22 protein-coding genes and 1 tRNA gene are annotated in these 15,817 nt (G+C 65.7%); 21 read left to right on the forward strand and 2 right to left on the reverse strand.

Annotated features, from left to right (window positions below):
• The first annotated feature begins 20 nt into the window (after positions 1 to 20).
• Entirely contained in the window at positions 21 to 611 is a 591-nt protein-coding gene (locus RND64_RS20150) for a cadmium resistance transporter (RefSeq protein ID WP_005179560.1), read from the forward strand.
• A 312-nt stretch (positions 612 to 923) separates the two neighbouring features.
• Positions 924 to 1,265: a hypothetical protein gene (locus tag RND64_RS20155; RefSeq protein ID WP_005179558.1), complete on the forward strand. Its 342-nt coding sequence runs from the start codon at positions 924 to 926 to the stop codon at positions 1,263 to 1,265.
• Between the two features lie 143 nt (positions 1,266 to 1,408).
• Here the strand turns inward: RND64_RS20155 and RND64_RS20160 are convergent, their stop codons facing one another.
• Positions 1,409 to 1,966, reverse strand: coding sequence for a hypothetical protein (locus RND64_RS20160; RefSeq protein ID WP_005179554.1), 558 nt, complete (start codon positions 1,964 to 1,966; stop codon positions 1,409 to 1,411).
• Positions 1,967 to 2,803: 837 nt separating this feature from the next.
• On the opposite strand from RND64_RS20160, the gene RND64_RS20165 reads away from it, so the two are divergent.
• The 5 genes from RND64_RS20165 to RND64_RS20185 all read left to right on the forward strand — a co-directional run bounded on the left by RND64_RS20165 (position 2,804) and on the right by RND64_RS20185 (position 5,184).
• On the forward strand, positions 2,804 to 3,514 hold the full coding sequence (locus RND64_RS20165) for a helix-turn-helix transcriptional regulator (RefSeq protein WP_235434485.1): 711 nt from the start codon (positions 2,804 to 2,806) through the stop codon (positions 3,512 to 3,514).
• Positions 3,511 to 3,699: a hypothetical protein gene (locus RND64_RS20170; RefSeq protein ID WP_005179548.1), complete on the forward strand. Its 189-nt coding sequence runs from the start codon at positions 3,511 to 3,513 to the stop codon at positions 3,697 to 3,699. Before RND64_RS20165 ends, RND64_RS20170 begins: the two co-directional genes overlap by 4 nt.
• A gap of 57 nt (positions 3,700 to 3,756) precedes the next feature.
• On the forward strand, positions 3,757 to 4,446 hold the full coding sequence (locus tag RND64_RS20175) for a helicase associated domain-containing protein (RefSeq protein ID WP_005179533.1): 690 nt from the start codon (positions 3,757 to 3,759) through the stop codon (positions 4,444 to 4,446).
• Complete coding sequence (locus tag RND64_RS20180; RefSeq protein WP_005179528.1) at positions 4,446 to 5,114, forward strand: helicase associated domain-containing protein; 669 nt, start codon at positions 4,446 to 4,448, stop codon at positions 5,112 to 5,114. The genes RND64_RS20175 and RND64_RS20180 overlap by 1 nt, the downstream gene beginning before the upstream one ends.
• Positions 5,065 to 5,184: transfer RNA gene (locus RND64_RS20185), tRNA-Leu, on the forward strand. Before RND64_RS20180 ends, RND64_RS20185 begins: the two co-directional genes overlap by 50 nt.
• 93 nt (positions 5,185 to 5,277) lie before the next feature.
• On the opposite strand, the gene RND64_RS20190 is transcribed toward RND64_RS20185, so the two are convergent.
• Positions 5,278 to 6,585: a tyrosine-type recombinase/integrase gene (locus RND64_RS20190; protein WP_331436278.1), complete on the reverse strand. Its 1,308-nt coding sequence runs from the start codon at positions 6,583 to 6,585 to the stop codon at positions 5,278 to 5,280.
• Between the two features lie 269 nt (positions 6,586 to 6,854).
• Between RND64_RS20190 and RND64_RS20195 the strand changes: the two genes are divergently transcribed.
• From RND64_RS20195 to RND64_RS20260, 14 genes are all read left to right on the forward strand, one after another.
• Positions 6,855 to 7,097 (forward strand): hypothetical protein, encoded by a 243-nt coding sequence (locus tag RND64_RS20195; protein WP_331436279.1) that lies wholly within the window; start codon positions 6,855 to 6,857, stop codon positions 7,095 to 7,097.
• Entirely contained in the window at positions 7,094 to 7,234 is a 141-nt protein-coding gene (locus RND64_RS20200) for a hypothetical protein (RefSeq protein ID WP_331436280.1), read from the forward strand. The genes RND64_RS20195 and RND64_RS20200 overlap by 4 nt, the downstream gene beginning before the upstream one ends.
• A 2-nt stretch (positions 7,235 to 7,236) precedes the next feature.
• Positions 7,237 to 7,482 carry a hypothetical protein gene (locus RND64_RS20205; protein ID WP_270485634.1) on the forward strand — a complete coding sequence of 82 codons (246 nt, stop codon included), beginning with the start codon at positions 7,237 to 7,239 and terminating at the stop codon, positions 7,480 to 7,482.
• Positions 7,479 to 7,724, forward strand: coding sequence for a hypothetical protein (locus tag RND64_RS20210; protein ID WP_331436281.1), 246 nt, complete (start codon positions 7,479 to 7,481; stop codon positions 7,722 to 7,724). The genes RND64_RS20205 and RND64_RS20210 overlap by 4 nt, the downstream gene beginning before the upstream one ends.
• Complete coding sequence (locus RND64_RS20215; protein WP_331436282.1) at positions 7,721 to 8,551, forward strand: hypothetical protein; 831 nt, start codon at positions 7,721 to 7,723, stop codon at positions 8,549 to 8,551. The genes RND64_RS20210 and RND64_RS20215 overlap by 4 nt, the downstream gene beginning before the upstream one ends.
• A gap of 2 nt (positions 8,552 to 8,553) precedes the next feature.
• Positions 8,554 to 8,853, forward strand: coding sequence for a hypothetical protein (locus tag RND64_RS20220; RefSeq protein WP_331436283.1), 300 nt, complete (start codon positions 8,554 to 8,556; stop codon positions 8,851 to 8,853).
• Positions 8,850 to 9,155 (forward strand): hypothetical protein, encoded by a 306-nt coding sequence (locus tag RND64_RS20225; RefSeq protein WP_331436284.1) that lies wholly within the window; start codon positions 8,850 to 8,852, stop codon positions 9,153 to 9,155. The genes RND64_RS20220 and RND64_RS20225 overlap by 4 nt, the downstream gene beginning before the upstream one ends.
• A gap of 129 nt (positions 9,156 to 9,284) precedes the next feature.
• Entirely contained in the window at positions 9,285 to 11,936 is a 2,652-nt protein-coding gene (locus RND64_RS20230; RefSeq protein ID WP_331436285.1) for a phage/plasmid primase, P4 family, read from the forward strand.
• Between the two features lie 34 nt (positions 11,937 to 11,970).
• On the forward strand, positions 11,971 to 12,594 hold the full coding sequence (locus RND64_RS20235) for a hypothetical protein (protein ID WP_270485646.1): 624 nt from the start codon (positions 11,971 to 11,973) through the stop codon (positions 12,592 to 12,594).
• Between the two features lie 1,279 nt (positions 12,595 to 13,873).
• Positions 13,874 to 14,095 (forward strand): hypothetical protein, encoded by a 222-nt coding sequence (locus RND64_RS20240; RefSeq protein WP_331436286.1) that lies wholly within the window; start codon positions 13,874 to 13,876, stop codon positions 14,093 to 14,095.
• The gene (locus tag RND64_RS20245; RefSeq protein WP_331436287.1) at positions 14,095 to 14,541 is read left to right on the forward strand and encodes a hypothetical protein; all 447 of its coding nucleotides are present in this window, start codon (positions 14,095 to 14,097) and stop codon (positions 14,539 to 14,541) included. The genes RND64_RS20240 and RND64_RS20245 overlap by 1 nt, the downstream gene beginning before the upstream one ends.
• A 4-nt stretch (positions 14,542 to 14,545) precedes the next feature.
• On the forward strand, positions 14,546 to 14,824 hold the full coding sequence (locus RND64_RS20250; RefSeq protein ID WP_331436288.1) for a hypothetical protein: 279 nt from the start codon (positions 14,546 to 14,548) through the stop codon (positions 14,822 to 14,824).
• Between the two features lie 83 nt (positions 14,825 to 14,907).
• A complete protein-coding gene (locus RND64_RS20255; RefSeq protein WP_331436289.1) occupies positions 14,908 to 15,336 on the forward strand; it encodes a hypothetical protein in 429 nt (142 codons plus the stop codon).
• Positions 15,337 to 15,442: 106 nt separating this feature from the next.
• The gene (locus tag RND64_RS20260; protein WP_331436290.1) at positions 15,443 to 15,757 is read left to right on the forward strand and encodes a hypothetical protein; all 315 of its coding nucleotides are present in this window, start codon (positions 15,443 to 15,445) and stop codon (positions 15,755 to 15,757) included.
• The last annotated feature ends 60 nt before the right edge of the window (positions 15,758 to 15,817 follow it).

Raw genomic sequence — 15,817 nt, forward strand, 5'->3', positions numbered from 1 at the left:
GAGAAAGGGCATCCGCCGGAATGGTTACCTCGATCCTGCAGGCCATCGGACTCTTCCTGGTGACCAACATCGACGACATCATCGTGCTTTCGCTGTTCTTCGCCCGCGGCGCGGGAACCCGCGGAACAACGGCCGCCATCGCGACCGGACAATATCTCGGTTTCGGAGCGATCCTCGCCGCGTCGGTCCTCGTAGCGCTGGGAGTCACGGCGCTGCTGCCCGAAGAAGCCATCGCCTACTTCGGGCTCATTCCTCTGCTGCTCGGTCTGCTCGCCGCCTGGAGAGCATGGCGCAACAACGGCGACGACGATGAACGGTTCGAGGGCAAGAAGGTCGCGGTCTGGACGGTGGCGGCGGTGACCTTCGCCAACGGCGGCGACAACATCGGCGTCTACGTCCCGGTCTTCGCGACCGTGGGTACAGCGGCGATCGTCGCCTACTCGGTCGTGTTCCTGCTCTTGGTCGCCGTGCTGGTGTTCACCGCGAAGTTCCTCACCACCCGCAAGGCCATCGCCGAGATCTTGGAACGGTGGGAACACATCCTGTTCCCGCTCGTGCTGATCGTTCTCGGAATCGTCATCCTCGTCAGCGGCGGCGCATTCGGCCTCTGACCGTCGTCCCGGTCTGCACGGCCCAGATCACGGAGGACAGCGGCGATCGGCTCCAAAGAATGAAGTGCTATTCGAGGCCGTAACCGGTAGACAGCCGTCCTTCGGTTGGTCCATGGTTGTGCTCAGGGGCGCTGCACCGTTGTGGCACTACTACCACTGTGGCACTACTACCATCGACGTAGTTCAAGGCCTCCGGCAACGTGGGGCTTCTACCGCGCCTAGCGGCGGCCGAACGATGATCGTCGTCGGCCGTCGGCCGAGATTGTCGGCTGGTTGTTGCGGTGCGATTGCGCCAGCCGGTCCAGTTCCGCGGTGTCGACCTGGACCGATCCGGTGCAGTGGGCGCGGGTGCCCTCAGCGTCCCTCGAGGACCTCGCCCGGCATCGCGTGTTCGCCCCCGACAGCGACGTCGATGCCGACGATCGGCCTGAGGTCGCGGAGGCCGCACGCGCGGTGTGGCAGCGTGACCATCTCGACCCTCTCGATGTCGAGGCCGAGATCCGCGCCGCCGCGGATGCCCGCAGGGAGGCTGACGCGCGACTCGACGTCGCGGTGGCTAGGGCTCGCCGTTTGGGCCGGTCATGGGCTGACATCGGGGCAGCGGCCGGGATGACACGGCAGTCGGCGAACGAGCGCTGGAGGGACAGGGTGTGACAAGCCTTCACGGCGTCGGGCGTGGGTGGCGTGTAGCCACGTAGTGAGGCTACAATCGGAGCCGTAGCCAGCCCATTGCGGTGGGTTTGGAAGTGAGCCACAGGATTACTCGCCGGACGACGAGGCCTGTGGCTCGCGGTCTTTTAGGGGCCGATGGTGTGTATTTCGACTCCGGCGCCGAGTATGTCGAGGTAGTCCCCGCGGCCGCAGCGATGTTGCACGACGGCGCCGCACACGATATCGGCAACCCACAGGGCCGGTTCGTTACGACCGACAGCATGATCGATCCGCAGTGTCGAGGCCACGGCGCGTTGCGCGCGGAGCTTTTGCAGCATGTCCATATCGCTGGCGTCCTGTTGACCGCGTGATTCGAGAGTGATCGTGGAGCACGGCATATCAGCGAGATGTGGGAGTAGGAACTCCATACACTTTCGTCGGTGTCGCCGATCCGAGGAGTCCTTGTCAACGTGCACAACAACGAACCCGGTCAGAGGGAGCTGCGCGACCGCAGTGACGAGCTCAGTTCGGCGTTGTTCGCTGCTGCCGTGCCAGTGCACTTTAGGCTCGGCTAGGCGTAGAGCTTCCATCCTGTGACGGAGGGCGTCTACGTCTTCTTCATCGCACAGGGCGGCCGACATCAAGTACGCGCCGGGGTCCATGTCCGGCCGCGACCCGCTTTCGTCGGCCCAGGCTGTCAGCATGGGGAACAACCTTATGCGAGGGGTCCGACGCGGCCTGAAAACGTCGAGACGGCTACCGGACGTGACGACGCCACTTCTGCGGCAACCGACCGTCGAGGGAGGGCGGCAGAGCGCACCGGAGACGGGTTTACGACTTACGCGAGCCGGTCGACCCGTCCTCCGGTCTGGTCGGCGTGCGCCTGGGCCTGGGCCTGGGCCTCGTCGAGCTCATCAGCGGTGTAGTACGGAGCTCCCGGCGGGTTGGCCGGGTGGCCGCCCGCACGATGAGGGCCAGGTCGCCAGCTCGACGCGGCCGCGTTGCCGAGGTTCCCACCGCAACACGATCCCGCCGCCTCTACATCAGCTACGGATCGGCGACCGGCTCCTCGCACTGATAGCGAGTCGCGAAGCGCACCGCCGGACGCCTACATGCCCAATCCGCCGGGTTACCAACGCCGGATCGACAGAAATCTGAGATCACCTCAATGGTCTTGTCGCGAAACAAGCGACTACGCGTATCTGCAAAATCGAGGTGTGGCATCTCGCATCAGCGTCGCATAAGTGTCGCACTTAGCATCGCACTAAGTATCGCATTCCCTATGAGATGGAACGGCACCGCAATCGGCAGGCTTCCGATCCGGATTCGATAGGTTCCCGTTTCGTGGCAAGCTGACGCTCATGGACAAGCAAATTCCGGCGTCTGGATCTGGCACGGTCCCCTCGCCTCCCCCACCCGCACCGAGCCCAGGTGCGACGCGGGAGAAGTTGCTCTCTTGGTCGCCGCGCAGGTACTCAGTCAACCGGTTTGTCCTCGTCCAACAGCCTGATGAGACGAAGCCGCGGCCGAGCACGGTGGGCGTGCTGACGAAGGGTCGGCATCACCGCGCGCTGGTCCTCTATCTGCTGCTGCTGACGTGGTGGCCGTGGCTCTCCTTGCGACACACTCCGCTGGCGGCCGAGGTGTGGGTTCGCGCACTGACCGCGGAGGGGCCGGGGACAGCGAACGCGCTCACCTGGTCGCCGTCTACGTTGTCGCGAACGTGGGGCGAGCTCGAGGAACTGGGACTGGTCGAACGTAAAAGGGAAGGGCGACTGACCCGCATCGTCCCGCGTCGCGAGGACGGGAAGGACGACTACGTTGCACCGGCTGGTCAGAAGAAGGATTGGTACAACGCCTACTTCACCCTCCCTCATGAGTTCTGGACAGAGCAGCACTTCGCGACGCTGAGTCCTGCCGCCCTCGCGGTGCTGCTGATCGTCTTGAAGGAGACAACGAAGAAGCCTGACGTCGAGCTCCTCCGGGAGAAGATGCAGGACTGGTACGGGATCTCAGGCAAGACGGTGACAAAGGGTATCCAGGAGCTGATGGCCGCTGGCCTGATAGAGGAGCGACTGCGGTGGGAGGAAGACCTGTCCGCGAAGCTCGGGTACGTCAAGCATCACCACTATGGGTTGACGGGTGTTTTCAGCACCGAGGAGAGGGCGGGGCGACGACGCGTAGCGCGGCGCAAGCGCAGGTTGAACGAACGCAAGAAGTCCAAAAAGGCTGCCCAGGAGGCGAAATCATGACTGCGAGCACACCGCCACCGTGGCCGCCGCACACGTGGTCGAAGTACGCATGGAAAACGATCGGCCAGGCGATGCGGTCGACGGCCACAACCGTCCGTTTCGTGGCGATCTTGGCAGCGATCTTCGTGCTGCCCAGCGTTGCCGCTGCGATCTCGTTCGTGATCGTCCGTTCCGTGTACTTCTAGGACTGGAACCGATGACGCTGATCCGGGGTGCTGATCGAGTGAGCTGGAGAGCTTCGAATGAGTAGTTATGAGGAGCGGTTCGAGGCCGGGCTCGCGCATCTGCATCGCTACGTCGCCGCGCACGGTTCGAGCTCGCCGCCGCACGGTTCGACGATCGACGGATTTCTGATCGGGAGTTGGGTCGGCAGCCGGCGCACCGAGTACCGCAGGGGCCGGTTATCGGCCGAGCGGATCCGCCGTATCGAGACCGAGTTCCCGGACTGGCGGTGGAACGTACGGGAGGCGATGTTCGACGTCGGCCTGGCGCATCTGCGCCGCTACGTCGCCACCCATGGGACGAGCCGCGTGGGTTACGACGAGGTGGTCGACGGATTCCCGTTGGGGCAGTGGACGAGGGATCGTCGCGCCGACTTCCGCACAGGCCGACTGTCTGCGGAGCGGATCGAGGTGTTTGAGCGCGAATTCCCTGACTGGCAATGGACCCCTCAGACCGCAGTATTCGCGGCCGCGTTCGAGACCGGGATCGGGCACCTGCATCGGTATGTCGCCGCGCACGGCACCCCCAACGCCCCCCGGCGTGATGTGATCGACGGATTCCCGATCGGCACCTGGATCCAGAGCCGCCGCGCCGACTACCGCAAAGGCCGGTTGTCGGCCGAGCGGATCCGCCGTATCGAGACCGAGTTCCCGGACTGGCAGTGGACCATCCGAACCAGCTCGACTCAGGGCACGATCGGTGGCCTGTAATGGGTGGTCCTGATGACCGACGGTTCGAGGTCGGGCTCGCGCATCTGCATCGCTACGTCGCCGCACAGGGTTCGAGCTCTCCCCCGCGCGGCGCAAGGATCGACGGGTTCCCGATCGACGTGTGGGTGGCCAGCAGACGCACCGACTACCGCAAGGGCCGACTGTCGGCCGAGCGGATCGAACGGCTCGCGACCGAGTTCCCGGACTGGCAGTGGAGTGTGCGCGACGCGCAGTTCGACGTCGGCCTGGCGCATCTGCGCCGCTACGTCGCCGCACATGGGACGAGCACCGTGAGTCAGCATGAGGTGTTCGACGGATTCGCCCTCGGACAGTGGGTGACGAATCGTCGCGCCGACTACCGCAAAGGCCGACTGTCGGCGGAGCGGATCGAGGTGTTTGAGCGCGAGTTTCCTGACTGGCAGTGGTCGCCTCAGGCCACGGCGGCGGCCGCCGCATTCGAGGTCGGGATCGCGCACCTGCATCGGTATGTCGCCGCGCACGGCACCAGCAACGCCCGAAATCGGGCGGTGATCGAAGGATTCGCGATCGGACAGTGGGTCGCCAACCGCCGCGCCGACTACCGTAGAGGTCAGCTCGCCACCGAGCGGATCCGCCGCATCGAGGCCGAGTTCCCGGACTGGCAGTGGACCGCACAACGCCGCTCCTGATCCGACATACGGCGCGCGGTGAGGCAACGGATTCAAAACCCGTCCAGTGTGAGTTCGAGTCTCACCGAGGGCACTAGAAATACCAGGTCAGAGTACGTTTTTGACCACATACCCGCCAGGGGTAACCCGCCAACTGCTCGCAACTGCTCGCAGGAGCATTCAGCTATGAGCCTGCGAGCAGGTCCGAGAGCGTCGATATTTGCGTTGGTGAGAGGTCGAGCATGGACACGATCTGCGCGATGTCGGCGGTCGATTCGGCAGGCTTCAGCGCGGCCGTGCGAGCGTCGTTCAGGGCCGTTGCCAGCGCGTCGAGTTCGTCGTTAAACAGGTGCCCATAGCGGTCGAGGGTGAGCGTCGCCGACTTGTGCCCGAGCATCCGTTGTACGACCTTCACGTTGGCGCCGGAGCGGATGGCCAGCGAGGCCGCGGTGTGCCTCAACTCATGGGGTGTGAGGCCCCCGACACCGGCAGCGGTCGCGGCCGGATCGAATCGCCATCGGAACTCGCCCGGTGTCATCCAGCCGTCACGGCCACCGAACACGAGAGTGCCGGTCGCCTTCGGCAGGGTGCCCAGGTGCTCGCGCAGCATTTCCACCAGGAACGCGGGGACGGGCACCGACCGCGCTTCGTGCCCCTTCGTCGTCCCCTCCACAGCCCCTTGTTCACGCACCCACGTCACCGACCGAGCAACGTCGAGGCGCCCGTCGTCGAGGTTCACGTCGACCCGGCGCAGCGCGACCGCTTCGCCGTAGCGCAGGCCCCCGTAGGCGAGCACGTACACCATTGCGCGATCCGCGACCGACGGCATCGCGTCGGCGAGCGCCTCGACCTGACCGTGATCAAGGAACCGCTTCGGCGCTTCGGCCTTCCGGGGCAACTCGACGCCGTCTGCGGGGTTCGCCGGGAGCAATTGCAACCGCACAGCGTCGCCGAGGACCTGCCGCAGCACTTGGTGAGCTTGGATCACGCGCGACGCCGAGAGCGCCCGTCGACGGGCACCTTCGGGCACGGCGTGTTCTCCCGCTTGCATCGCCAGCACCCACGACCGAACACCGGCGAAGTCGACACCAGCCAGCGGAGTGTCGCGCCACGTCGGAAGAACGCACGTGTCGAGTAGGGAGCGGTACCCTGCCACTGTTTTTGGCTTGCGCGCGGCCTTTGCCGCTATCCACTGTTCGGCGATCTCTCCAACGGTGCGCTCGCCCGCGGCCTTGCGGACGAACTTGCCTGTGACGAGATCGGCCGTGTTCTGGTCGACCCACTGCTGCGCGGCATCCTTCAGTGCAAAGGTTTTCATGTGCTCGTGGCCGTCAGCGTCGACGAACCGGCCTTGCCACCGGTTGCCCTTGCCGTACTTTGTTGATCGCTTACGGCGCCCGGTGACCGGGTCCTTCGCGCGGGTGTGCCAACGGTCCTCGACCCCGCCGCGGCGCCCGCGCTTCGGTGGTTGTTGTTCATCGGTCGTCGTCATGCCTCGACTGTACGGGTTAACGATCAATTGCGAGCAGACCCGTACACCCCAATGTGATATACATCACACGTTTGATTAGTTGTCACGGTTGGCGATCACGGCAATTTTCATCGCCGCAGGTAGCGCTATTTTCGGCAAAATTAGGGTGCCCTATAGTTGTCACGGTTGACGAACATAGATGCAGTTCAGAGCGATATTGACATTTGACGATCTCGTTTTGCTTGGTCATTGTTTGGGGTGTCAGAAACACCAAAGAAACCGGAGACAAAATGACCACCACGAACGTCGAGATTCGACGATTCACCCTCGACGAGGTCGCGAACATCATCGGCACGTCGCCCGCAGGTGTCCGCGAAATGCACAAGTACGGCCGCGGACCCGTCATGTACATCTTGGGCAAGCGCCTTGTGTGCGACGAACCGGACTTCGCCCGGTGGGTCGAGTCGCAGAAGGCGAAGAGCGCCCGCGGGGAGCTCGCCGACCAGTTCCGCGACCCGGCCGAGTTCGCATGACCGACGCCGAGCAACTGCGCACGATCCGCGAACACGCGCGCAAGGTCGCCGCCAGCGCACCCCCGCTCACTGAAGAGCAGCGCACCACGATCCGGCTCGCGTTCGCGAGTCGACCCCTCACCCACCAGGAGAACTAGTCATGCCCGAGAACACCGCAGCCGCCCGCGTCGACGTCGTCGGCGACATCACCACCATCACGACCGAGGCAGGCGCCCGAGTCGACCTCACCGCGACCGATCTGCTCACGCTCGCACCCGCGCTCTATGGCCTCGCCCGTTTCTGCTTGGCCGCATCGCCCCTCGACGAGGCCGAGACCGCCGAGCAGCTTCAGCAACTCGACACGGCGATGCAGGCCAGCGAAATCGAGTGGAGCGCGCTCCGGTGACCGCCGACACTATCCCCGAACCGTTCACGATCCCGGAGCGCGTCGACGTCGGCGAGATCGGCCGTCGGTTCGGGATGCGATGGCCGACCGGCACCGTCCCGCCGAAGCGATCCCTTGTCGTCCGACTCTCGAAACGCATTGTGCGAATGCGCGATTCGGGCACGACCCCCTACTACTCGGACCTCTCGCAGACCTTCCGTTGGGGTGTGCGTTTCAACTATCAGGGAGACCCTAACCGATGACCACGAACATCACCGAGACCCCGCCCGCCGCACTCGAAGGCCGCACGTCGAGCGCCGCAGCGAAGGCCTCCGACGAGCGCCTGCGCATCGCGACCGAGAGCACATCGTCGGCCATCGCCAGCGCCCATCGCAACGACGACCGGCCGCGTCCGAGCCTGAAGGCCGTGGTCAGCGGCCGAGCCCTTGAACTTTGGGAGCCTGTCATCAAGCGCACGCTCCGTGGGCACCAGCGGGCACTCGGCGCGCTCACCGTGCCGGAGTCGGCCGACCCGACCGCGCGCATCGTCAAGGAGATGCGCGCCAGCGGTGCAGCGGGCGAGCCCGTGGACCCGGACGGCGCACACGTCGCCGCGCTCACTGAGTTCCACCGCGCCCGCAACGACGCGGACGCGATGTCCGCAGCCCGCCACGAGGTCACCCGACAGACCGCGCGGGCACTCACCGACGACATCGCCGGGATGCGCCGAGAACTGTTGTCGGCGGTCGCCGCCGACCTTCGGGACGTCGCTGCCGACGCCGAGCAGATCGCCCCGGCCCTCGACGGTGTCACGACCGCCGACGAGGCGATTACCCGCGGGGTGGTCAGCGCGTGGAAGTCACGCGCCGACATCGCCGAACGCACGCTCGACGTTGCGAACGCGCTGCACTGGGTGCGCCGTCGTTGCGACCGCGGGTTCATCGTCGACGCGACGTCTCGGCCGGATGCGTGGCCCGTGGGGAATGACCACCGGCACACGTCGGCCGAGACGTGGGCCGTGGTCGACGACATCCTCGACCGGCTCGAAGTCACCGACGCTGCGCGTCGCCTGATGACCGGAGAGGCCTGATCATGGCGGGATTCGGAAAGTACCTGCTTACCGACGCGCAGGTCGAGGCGAATCGGCGCAAGGCGCCCGGTTACCGTCGCGGTTTCGGGCAGCACCTCGACGGCAGCAGAGACGCCCGGAACCTCAAGCGCAGCCAACTCGCCCGGCAACGGCGCCAGCGCATCGCCGAGGCGCAGCGGGCAGGCACGGCGAACTACGACCGGCAGGGCAAGCCGCTAGACCCGCTCGCCGACCAGCCCGATCTGATCGAAGAGAAATGGCGCGACGAGTTCGGGCCGAAGGATGACGGCGACGCGGCATGATCACCAACCGGCGACGTGAGGCGCAGTTCTTCGACCCGGACGGCACCACGTATCCCGTGTGCCGGACGTGTTGGTCGATGTCGGCGGTGCTTCGGCGTGGCGAAATCCACGTCGAGCGCCGTCGCACCGGCGGGGCAATCGCCCACCAGCGGCCGAAGTGCAAGGCGATTGTGCCGGGTTCGGACGTCGACCGCGACGTGTTTCTCGCGTACTTGGAACCTTCGCCAGTTGACGTCAACCGATACCGAAAACGACTGACCGGCAACGTTTCTCGCGACCGCAGTTCGCGCGTCGCGGGCTGATCGCAAGGTACAATCGACGCCGTAGCGGGTAGCGCCGCAACGACGAGAACAGGGATACACACACCGGGTCGAGCTACGGCGGGGACCGGGGAAGACGGTGTGTGTTCCCGATTATCTGAACGGAATACGATGTCGCACAACGAAAAACGCCCCCGCGAGGCGAGGGCGAGTTCCGAGCGTGTTACCGACGAGAAGGCGGAATACGCCTCCGAGTCTAGCACGCTCCTCACGGCCGCAGCCGAACTGATCGCATCCGGTCTCGGAACCCCGTTGCCGTTGCCGGAGGGCCAGAAATATCCGCCCCCGAAGGACACCACCGGCGGCAAGAATCCCCGGCCTACCGACGACGAAGCCCTCGCTCGGTTCGACGACCTCGTCGGCAACGTGTGCCTGCGCGTTGCCGACGGCGTGATCGGCATCGACGTCGACATCTACGGCGACAAGCACGGTGACCAGACCATGCGCGCGAAAGTGGAGCAGTGGGGACCGCTGCCAGACACCTACATGTCGACCTCGCGCGACCCCGAGACCGGTTCGGGCATCTACTACTTTCGGGTGCCCGCCGGGTTCAAGCTGAAGGGCAAGGTCGGCGCGGACGTCGAGATCATCCAACCGGGACACCGTTACGCCGTGGTCGCGCCGTCGGTCGTCGAGGGACGCGCCTATCGGTGGTTCGGCCCGGACCTCGAACCGTGCGACCCGCCGAACGTCGAGGACCTCCCCGAGCTACCGGCTGAGTGGTTCGATCACTACCTCGAAGGCGCCGCCGACGCACCGCGCGCAGACGTCGAGGAGATCGACGACCTCGCCGAGGCTCTCGCTTGGCTCGAAGAGAACATCCCCGGCTACGACGCGCCGATGTCCGGCCAGATGAACCGTCAAACAGACCCCGACAAGCTCGCCGAAGAGGCGACCGGCGGTGCCCACGACGCGATGCTCGCAAGGGTTCACGAGGTCGTCCGGCTCGCCAGCGAAGGCCATCACGGGCTGAAGGCTGCACTTGACCGGATCGAGTCGGCGTTCGCCGACGAGACGCTCGGCGCCAAGGGCGAAGCCCGGCGCGACCTGACCAGCGCCCGGCTCGAATGGAACCGCTCACTGTGCGGGGAAGTCTCAGACCTCGCCGACGACGTCGAGAACGACCGCGTGCGCATCTCGAAGGTCGGCGGTTACACCGCGGGGGACGCCGAGATCGACATCGAAGGATGGCACGCGAAGATGATCACTCAGCTTGCCGACCGGATCGAACCGGTCGACGCAACGCAGTTCGACCCCAACGACACCGGCGCCGGTTATATCTTCATCGCCGCATACGGGGACAACGTTCGGCCGGTCCTCGATAGTGAGGATTGGGTCTACTGGGACGTGCGCGCGGGTGCGCTGCGCCGACTCACGCCCGAGCAGATCAACGGCGAGTTGTGGGATCGAGCCGTTCCTACGGCGTGCCGTGGGACCGCCGACGACCTCGACGCAAAGGCGCAGGTTGCCGAAGACAGCGGCGAGGGTGACCCGGATGAACTCCGCAAGCAGGCCGCGGCTATGCGGCAACTCGCGGTGAAGATGGGCTTCCGCGCAATGATCACCAACGGGCTGAAGCAGGCTCACAGCCGTCACCCGAACCCCGTTGATCCGGCCGAGTTCGACGGCGGCGGTCTGCTCTTGGGAGTGGCGGACGGCGTTGTCGACTTCGGCGAGGCCGTGCCCAACGCTGACGGCGAGATCGGCGACCCGTACGCGCGCAAGGGCACTCCCGAGGACCTCGCGTTGACCTCGACGCAGGTGCCCTACGTGCACGGCTACACACACCCGCGGTGGGAGAGCTACCTCGACACGTTTCTTTCCGACCCCGATTATCGGCGCTACGTGCGCAAGGTGTTGGGGTACGCGGCGCTGTGCGCGCACAACCCGCTGAGGAAGATGATCTTCCTTCACGGTGGCACGTCCACCGGCAAGTCGACGATGGTCGAAGCCATGCAGGCCGCGGTTGGTGAGTACGCGGCGACGGTCGACATGAACGCGATGTTCCGACAGAAACGCGACGGTGGTCCGAACCCCGAGATGCTCGCCGCCTTCCCTCGCCGAGTCATCTTCGCGAGCGAGGTAGGGCAGCGTAACCGGTTGCACTCCGACATGATCAAGCGCCTCACCGGCGGGGACAGCATCACCACGCGCGCGCTCTACAGCAACAAAATGGTGCAGCGGGTGCCGCGGTTCACCCCGGTCATCGCGACCAACTCAATGCCCACCGTCGAGGACGCCGATGAGGCTTTCGACGGTCGATTGTTGGTGCTTCCGTTCACCCATCGCGCCGCGCCGCTGAAGGCCAGCGAGGGCCCGCTATGCGCTGACCCTGACGTTCTCCCCGCGGTGTTGGCATGGCTGGTCGCCGGATATGCCGACTACCTCGCCGAAGGCATCGCCGACGACTACAGCGACGCCCCCGACGTGGTGCGCAAGGCTCGGCGCCGTGCCCTGTCTGACGTGAACGACTTCCGGCGGTTCTTCACCGACAACCTGCGCGAGACCTCGACGAAGGTCACCACCGCGACGAGTCCCAAGCACTACCCCGTGACCGAGGCCGCGCTGGTCGACGAGTACGCGAAAGCGACCGACGTAAGGAAGGAGCAAGCGCGCCGCGAGATTCGAGCGCAGATGGACAAGTACCGGCCCGCATACCGAGATCGCCCGTATCACCGGGCGACCGGCGTCAAGGCGAAGAACCCGTGTCAGTGCTACCGCGGGGTGAGTTGGAAGACCCAAGTCCGCATCGTTGCGGAGTGATTGTGTTGCCGCGCAACGGCATCACGGAAAGTGAGTGACCAAAGTGAGAACCGACGAATACACCCGCAGCGCCGAGAATACGTTGCCGCACGAACAGGCCGCGTTCGATCTGGCCAAACGCGGCGTTCTCGAATATCGACCGCTGACACTCTCCCGTGCCGACCTCGGCGTCGCGCGGATGGCTTACGATCTTGCACCCCTGATCATCGCAAGCCTTCAGGCTGGCCATTGGCGACGCTACGACCCGGAGTCACACCCGCGTTTCTGCCATTGGCGGCAGACGCACAGTGAGACGCAGGTGTTGGGCAACCCCACGGAACCGGCCGAAGGGCCGTTCGCCCCGGAACTTCAGGCCGTGGTGTTCGCGGTCACCGATTGGCTTACCGGCGACGGGCAACGGGTATTCGACGATTGCGACGATTGCACTCTGACGTTCTACGGCACGAACGGCGAGCAACACCCCGCCGACTACGCCGGTGTCTACGGCCCGTTCGCCGTTCTCGCCGGTGTCATGGCGTGGGTCGAGGAACGCGGCCAATTGATCACCCGTGACGATTCGGTCTGTCTGTCATCGACGGCGCGCGGCCCCCGCAAGTGGGATTCGAGCGAGGGAGGCACCGGAGCGTTCGGGAGCATCTTGGTCGGGCTCGCCGCATAGCTCGACGACCTCACGGCCCCATGCCCTCGCTGGTGTGGGGCCGTTGTCGTGCCAGGGCTACCCCGCGATGGGTGGCGGCAGGGGTCGCCCACAGTGGGCAGGGTTGACGCTCAAGTGTGAGAGGTAGGGGTCCGGTTGACGCTCAACCGTGTGAGGTATGTGTCAGAGCCAGGGGTCTGTGACCAGGGCGTTTGCACAGTGACACAGCTTCTGACACAGCCCTTTGCGCAGGTCAGACCCCGGTTCTGTGTCACTGTGTCAGTACGGGATGCAAAGTCCCCCCTATACGTGCGCGCGACGCGCTTACCCCCTACACCCGATGGGGACTCTCTATAGAGATACTTCGTACATATTTGTTGACACAGTGACACAACATAGGGTCTGACCAGTGAAAAGGCTTGTGTCAACGTTGTGTCAGTCTTACAAAAGACCAGGTCACTCTGACACAGAGTTGACACAGCGAGGGGTCTGACCAGGGTTATCGGCCCTGAGATCGTCTCTGTCGTCCGTGTCGTGGTCGGCGAGCGGTTGCCGGTCGTCGGCCGGTTCGGCCGTTGGCGAGCGCGTCAGCGGGCGGTGAGGCATCGTGGAGCGTGGACGAGTAGGTGGGGGGGGGTGGGGACCCCTCCCCGGTCCGATGGCACGGAGCCCGCCCCGTACTGCGGGAATCCGCGTGAGACCCCCATAAGGGCACTATGTAGGGGTGCATAATCGGCCCTGACCAGCGGGTTTAGCCCCCTGAGAGCCCCGGAGCCGCCCACCGCCGCGGGGTGAGCCACGACGCCCCCACCAGCACAGACGCGCGAGACACGTTGTCGCGCAAGCCCTTTCGCCATACCCGCAGGCCAGACCCGCAGGCCCACGCCGAGCCCCACGCCGAGCCGCCGCCTTCGCGGGGTCACCACCCGCCGCCCTCGCGGCCCTCAGACGCCCGCAGGCACCCCCGGACCCCACACCGACACCCGAACCGCACGAAAACCCGCGAGCGGGCGAATGAGACCGCAGGAACGACGGCCGCATTGCGACCCGACCGGCACGCCCGGGACCATCGAGACGCTCACCCCACCCCCGCACCCGCGGGGTGAGCGTAGCCGGCAGTTGTCACGGTTGACGTCAACCGAAACCGAGATCGGTTGCAGGACAGACGAGTTCGGCGTGTCACTTTTGACAGACATGGGAGGATGGACCTCGACCGGCCCGCCAACACCCGCGCGCAACCCAGGTGACCCCCGCGGGCCGGTCACACAAGCACCGGCGACCAAACGACAGGAGCCCACCGATGCCCGAACAGAGCGCAACCCGACACCTCGACCTAGCCGAATCGCAGTTGGCCGAAGCGGAGACACTGTTCGGCGAAGGGCTGAAGGGCATCGGGTCGTTCAACGAGGTCCGCGCCGAGCGTCTGCTACAGACCGCAGGCCTACACCTGGGCATCGCGACCGCGAAGATGAACGAGGCGCCGTTCAATGCGCTGAACAACATCACCGACGGCGACGCCTGATGACGACCAAGCGCAAGCCCAGCACGACCGGCGCCGCGCTGCGACGGCACTACACCGAGTGGGCACGTGAGGAAGGTGTCGACCTCGACCCGTCCGATCACGCGCTGATCGAGCGGTTGGCCGTCGCAACCGACCTCGCGCGCAAGCTCGAAGCGAGCATTGCGAAGACCGGCCCGGTCGTCATCACGCCCGTGACCGGTGTCGAGAAACCGAACCCGCTGTTGCCATCGCTGCGCGGTCAGACGGAACTCTGCGCGAAGTTGGTGCACACCCTCGACCGGCGTATCAGCGACGCGGCGTCGGGCACCCCGGCCCACACCGGCGGGGTACAGCCGTTCACGGTCCGAGGGCAGTACGACAACACCGCCAAGACCGGCACCACCGATGACGACGCGGTGAGCATCGCCCGCAAGCCCAGCCGCACCCGACCGAAGAAACGGACGTAGCACGTTGGCACGCAAACGCAGCACCGCACCCACGGCGCCGACCGCAGCGCCGAAGCCCGAACCGCGCACCGAGGCCGAACTTCTCGCCGCGATCTCGGTCGAACCGAAGACCGCGGAGGAGTTCGCCGCCGCCTACGACGGACATACGGCCCGGTGCATCAGCACGCGGGAATGTTCCTGTAATCCGTTCGCGGAACACCCGCGGGTGGTCGCCGTCGAGGAGTGCGTGCCGTGGCGGCATTGGCGCGATGATCTCGCACACCGTCGATGGTTGGCCGCGTGACCGACCACCGATTGCACGTGCCCGCCGAGTGCGGCCGCGGACACGAATTAACCCCGCGCACAACGCATGTGCGACTTCGCACCATGCGAAACGTAATCATGCCCGCCGGGTGGGAATGCCTGCGCTGCTTGCGCGCCGAGTGCTACCGAGCCCACTATGGCCGTGACGCCGCGGTGCCCGATCACGTGCTCGACGAGACGTGTTTTCGCCGCCAGCCGCGGGGTGATGGCAACAAGGGCCGTGACGGCACCGCGTGGCCGGATCACACACAGGGACGATGGTGGACGCGGGTCGACTTCGCAGTTGGGTGGCAATTCACCGACCCGGACCCCACGCCGGAACTTCGCGCCGAGCGCGAGGCAGCACAGCGCGCACGGATCGCACGGGAGTTGGACGAACTCGAATTGCGCGACGCTCGCCAGCGGGCCGCGCAGCGACGGGCCGAGGCCGAGCAGGCGACGGACGCCATCCGGGCCGCGATGAGTGCAGCGAGGGGTGGGGTGGCGTGCTGAGTTCGGCGTGTCGCGGCGCTTCGGCGGGGTACGATGGTCACACCCTCGATACCCGCCATGGTGCTCGCGAAACCCAGACCTCGACCGCGGGGTCGGGGGTATTTTCATGCGCGTAGCACTGTGCATTTTCGGGTTCGAGGTGCTCGCGGTTGAGGTCGACGGTTACGAGGAGGACGTCGACCTCAGCGATTATGAACTGTCGAGCGAGACCGAGAGAGCCGACCTCGCCGCATGGCGTGAGGAGCATGACGAGGACGCCGAACCGCGGCCAAGGATCATCGCCGCCGGTGCCCACCGGGCCCGTCGTCGCCGCGCGCCCGTGATCGCGATCGGGACCAAGCACCGCAACGGGCCGGTTGACGTCAACCCAAAAACTAAGGGCACCAACGGGTTCGGGTTCGGGTCGTCGATTGAGTTTTGACAGACCATGAGACAATGGAACCGACGGCGCGGGAGCATGAAACCCCGCGCGACCGGGGAG

The sequence above is a fragment of the Gordonia sp. w5E2 genome, assembly GCF_036540975.1.
In the GTDB taxonomy this organism is placed as follows: domain Bacteria; phylum Actinomycetota; class Actinomycetes; order Mycobacteriales; family Mycobacteriaceae; genus Gordonia; species Gordonia jacobaea.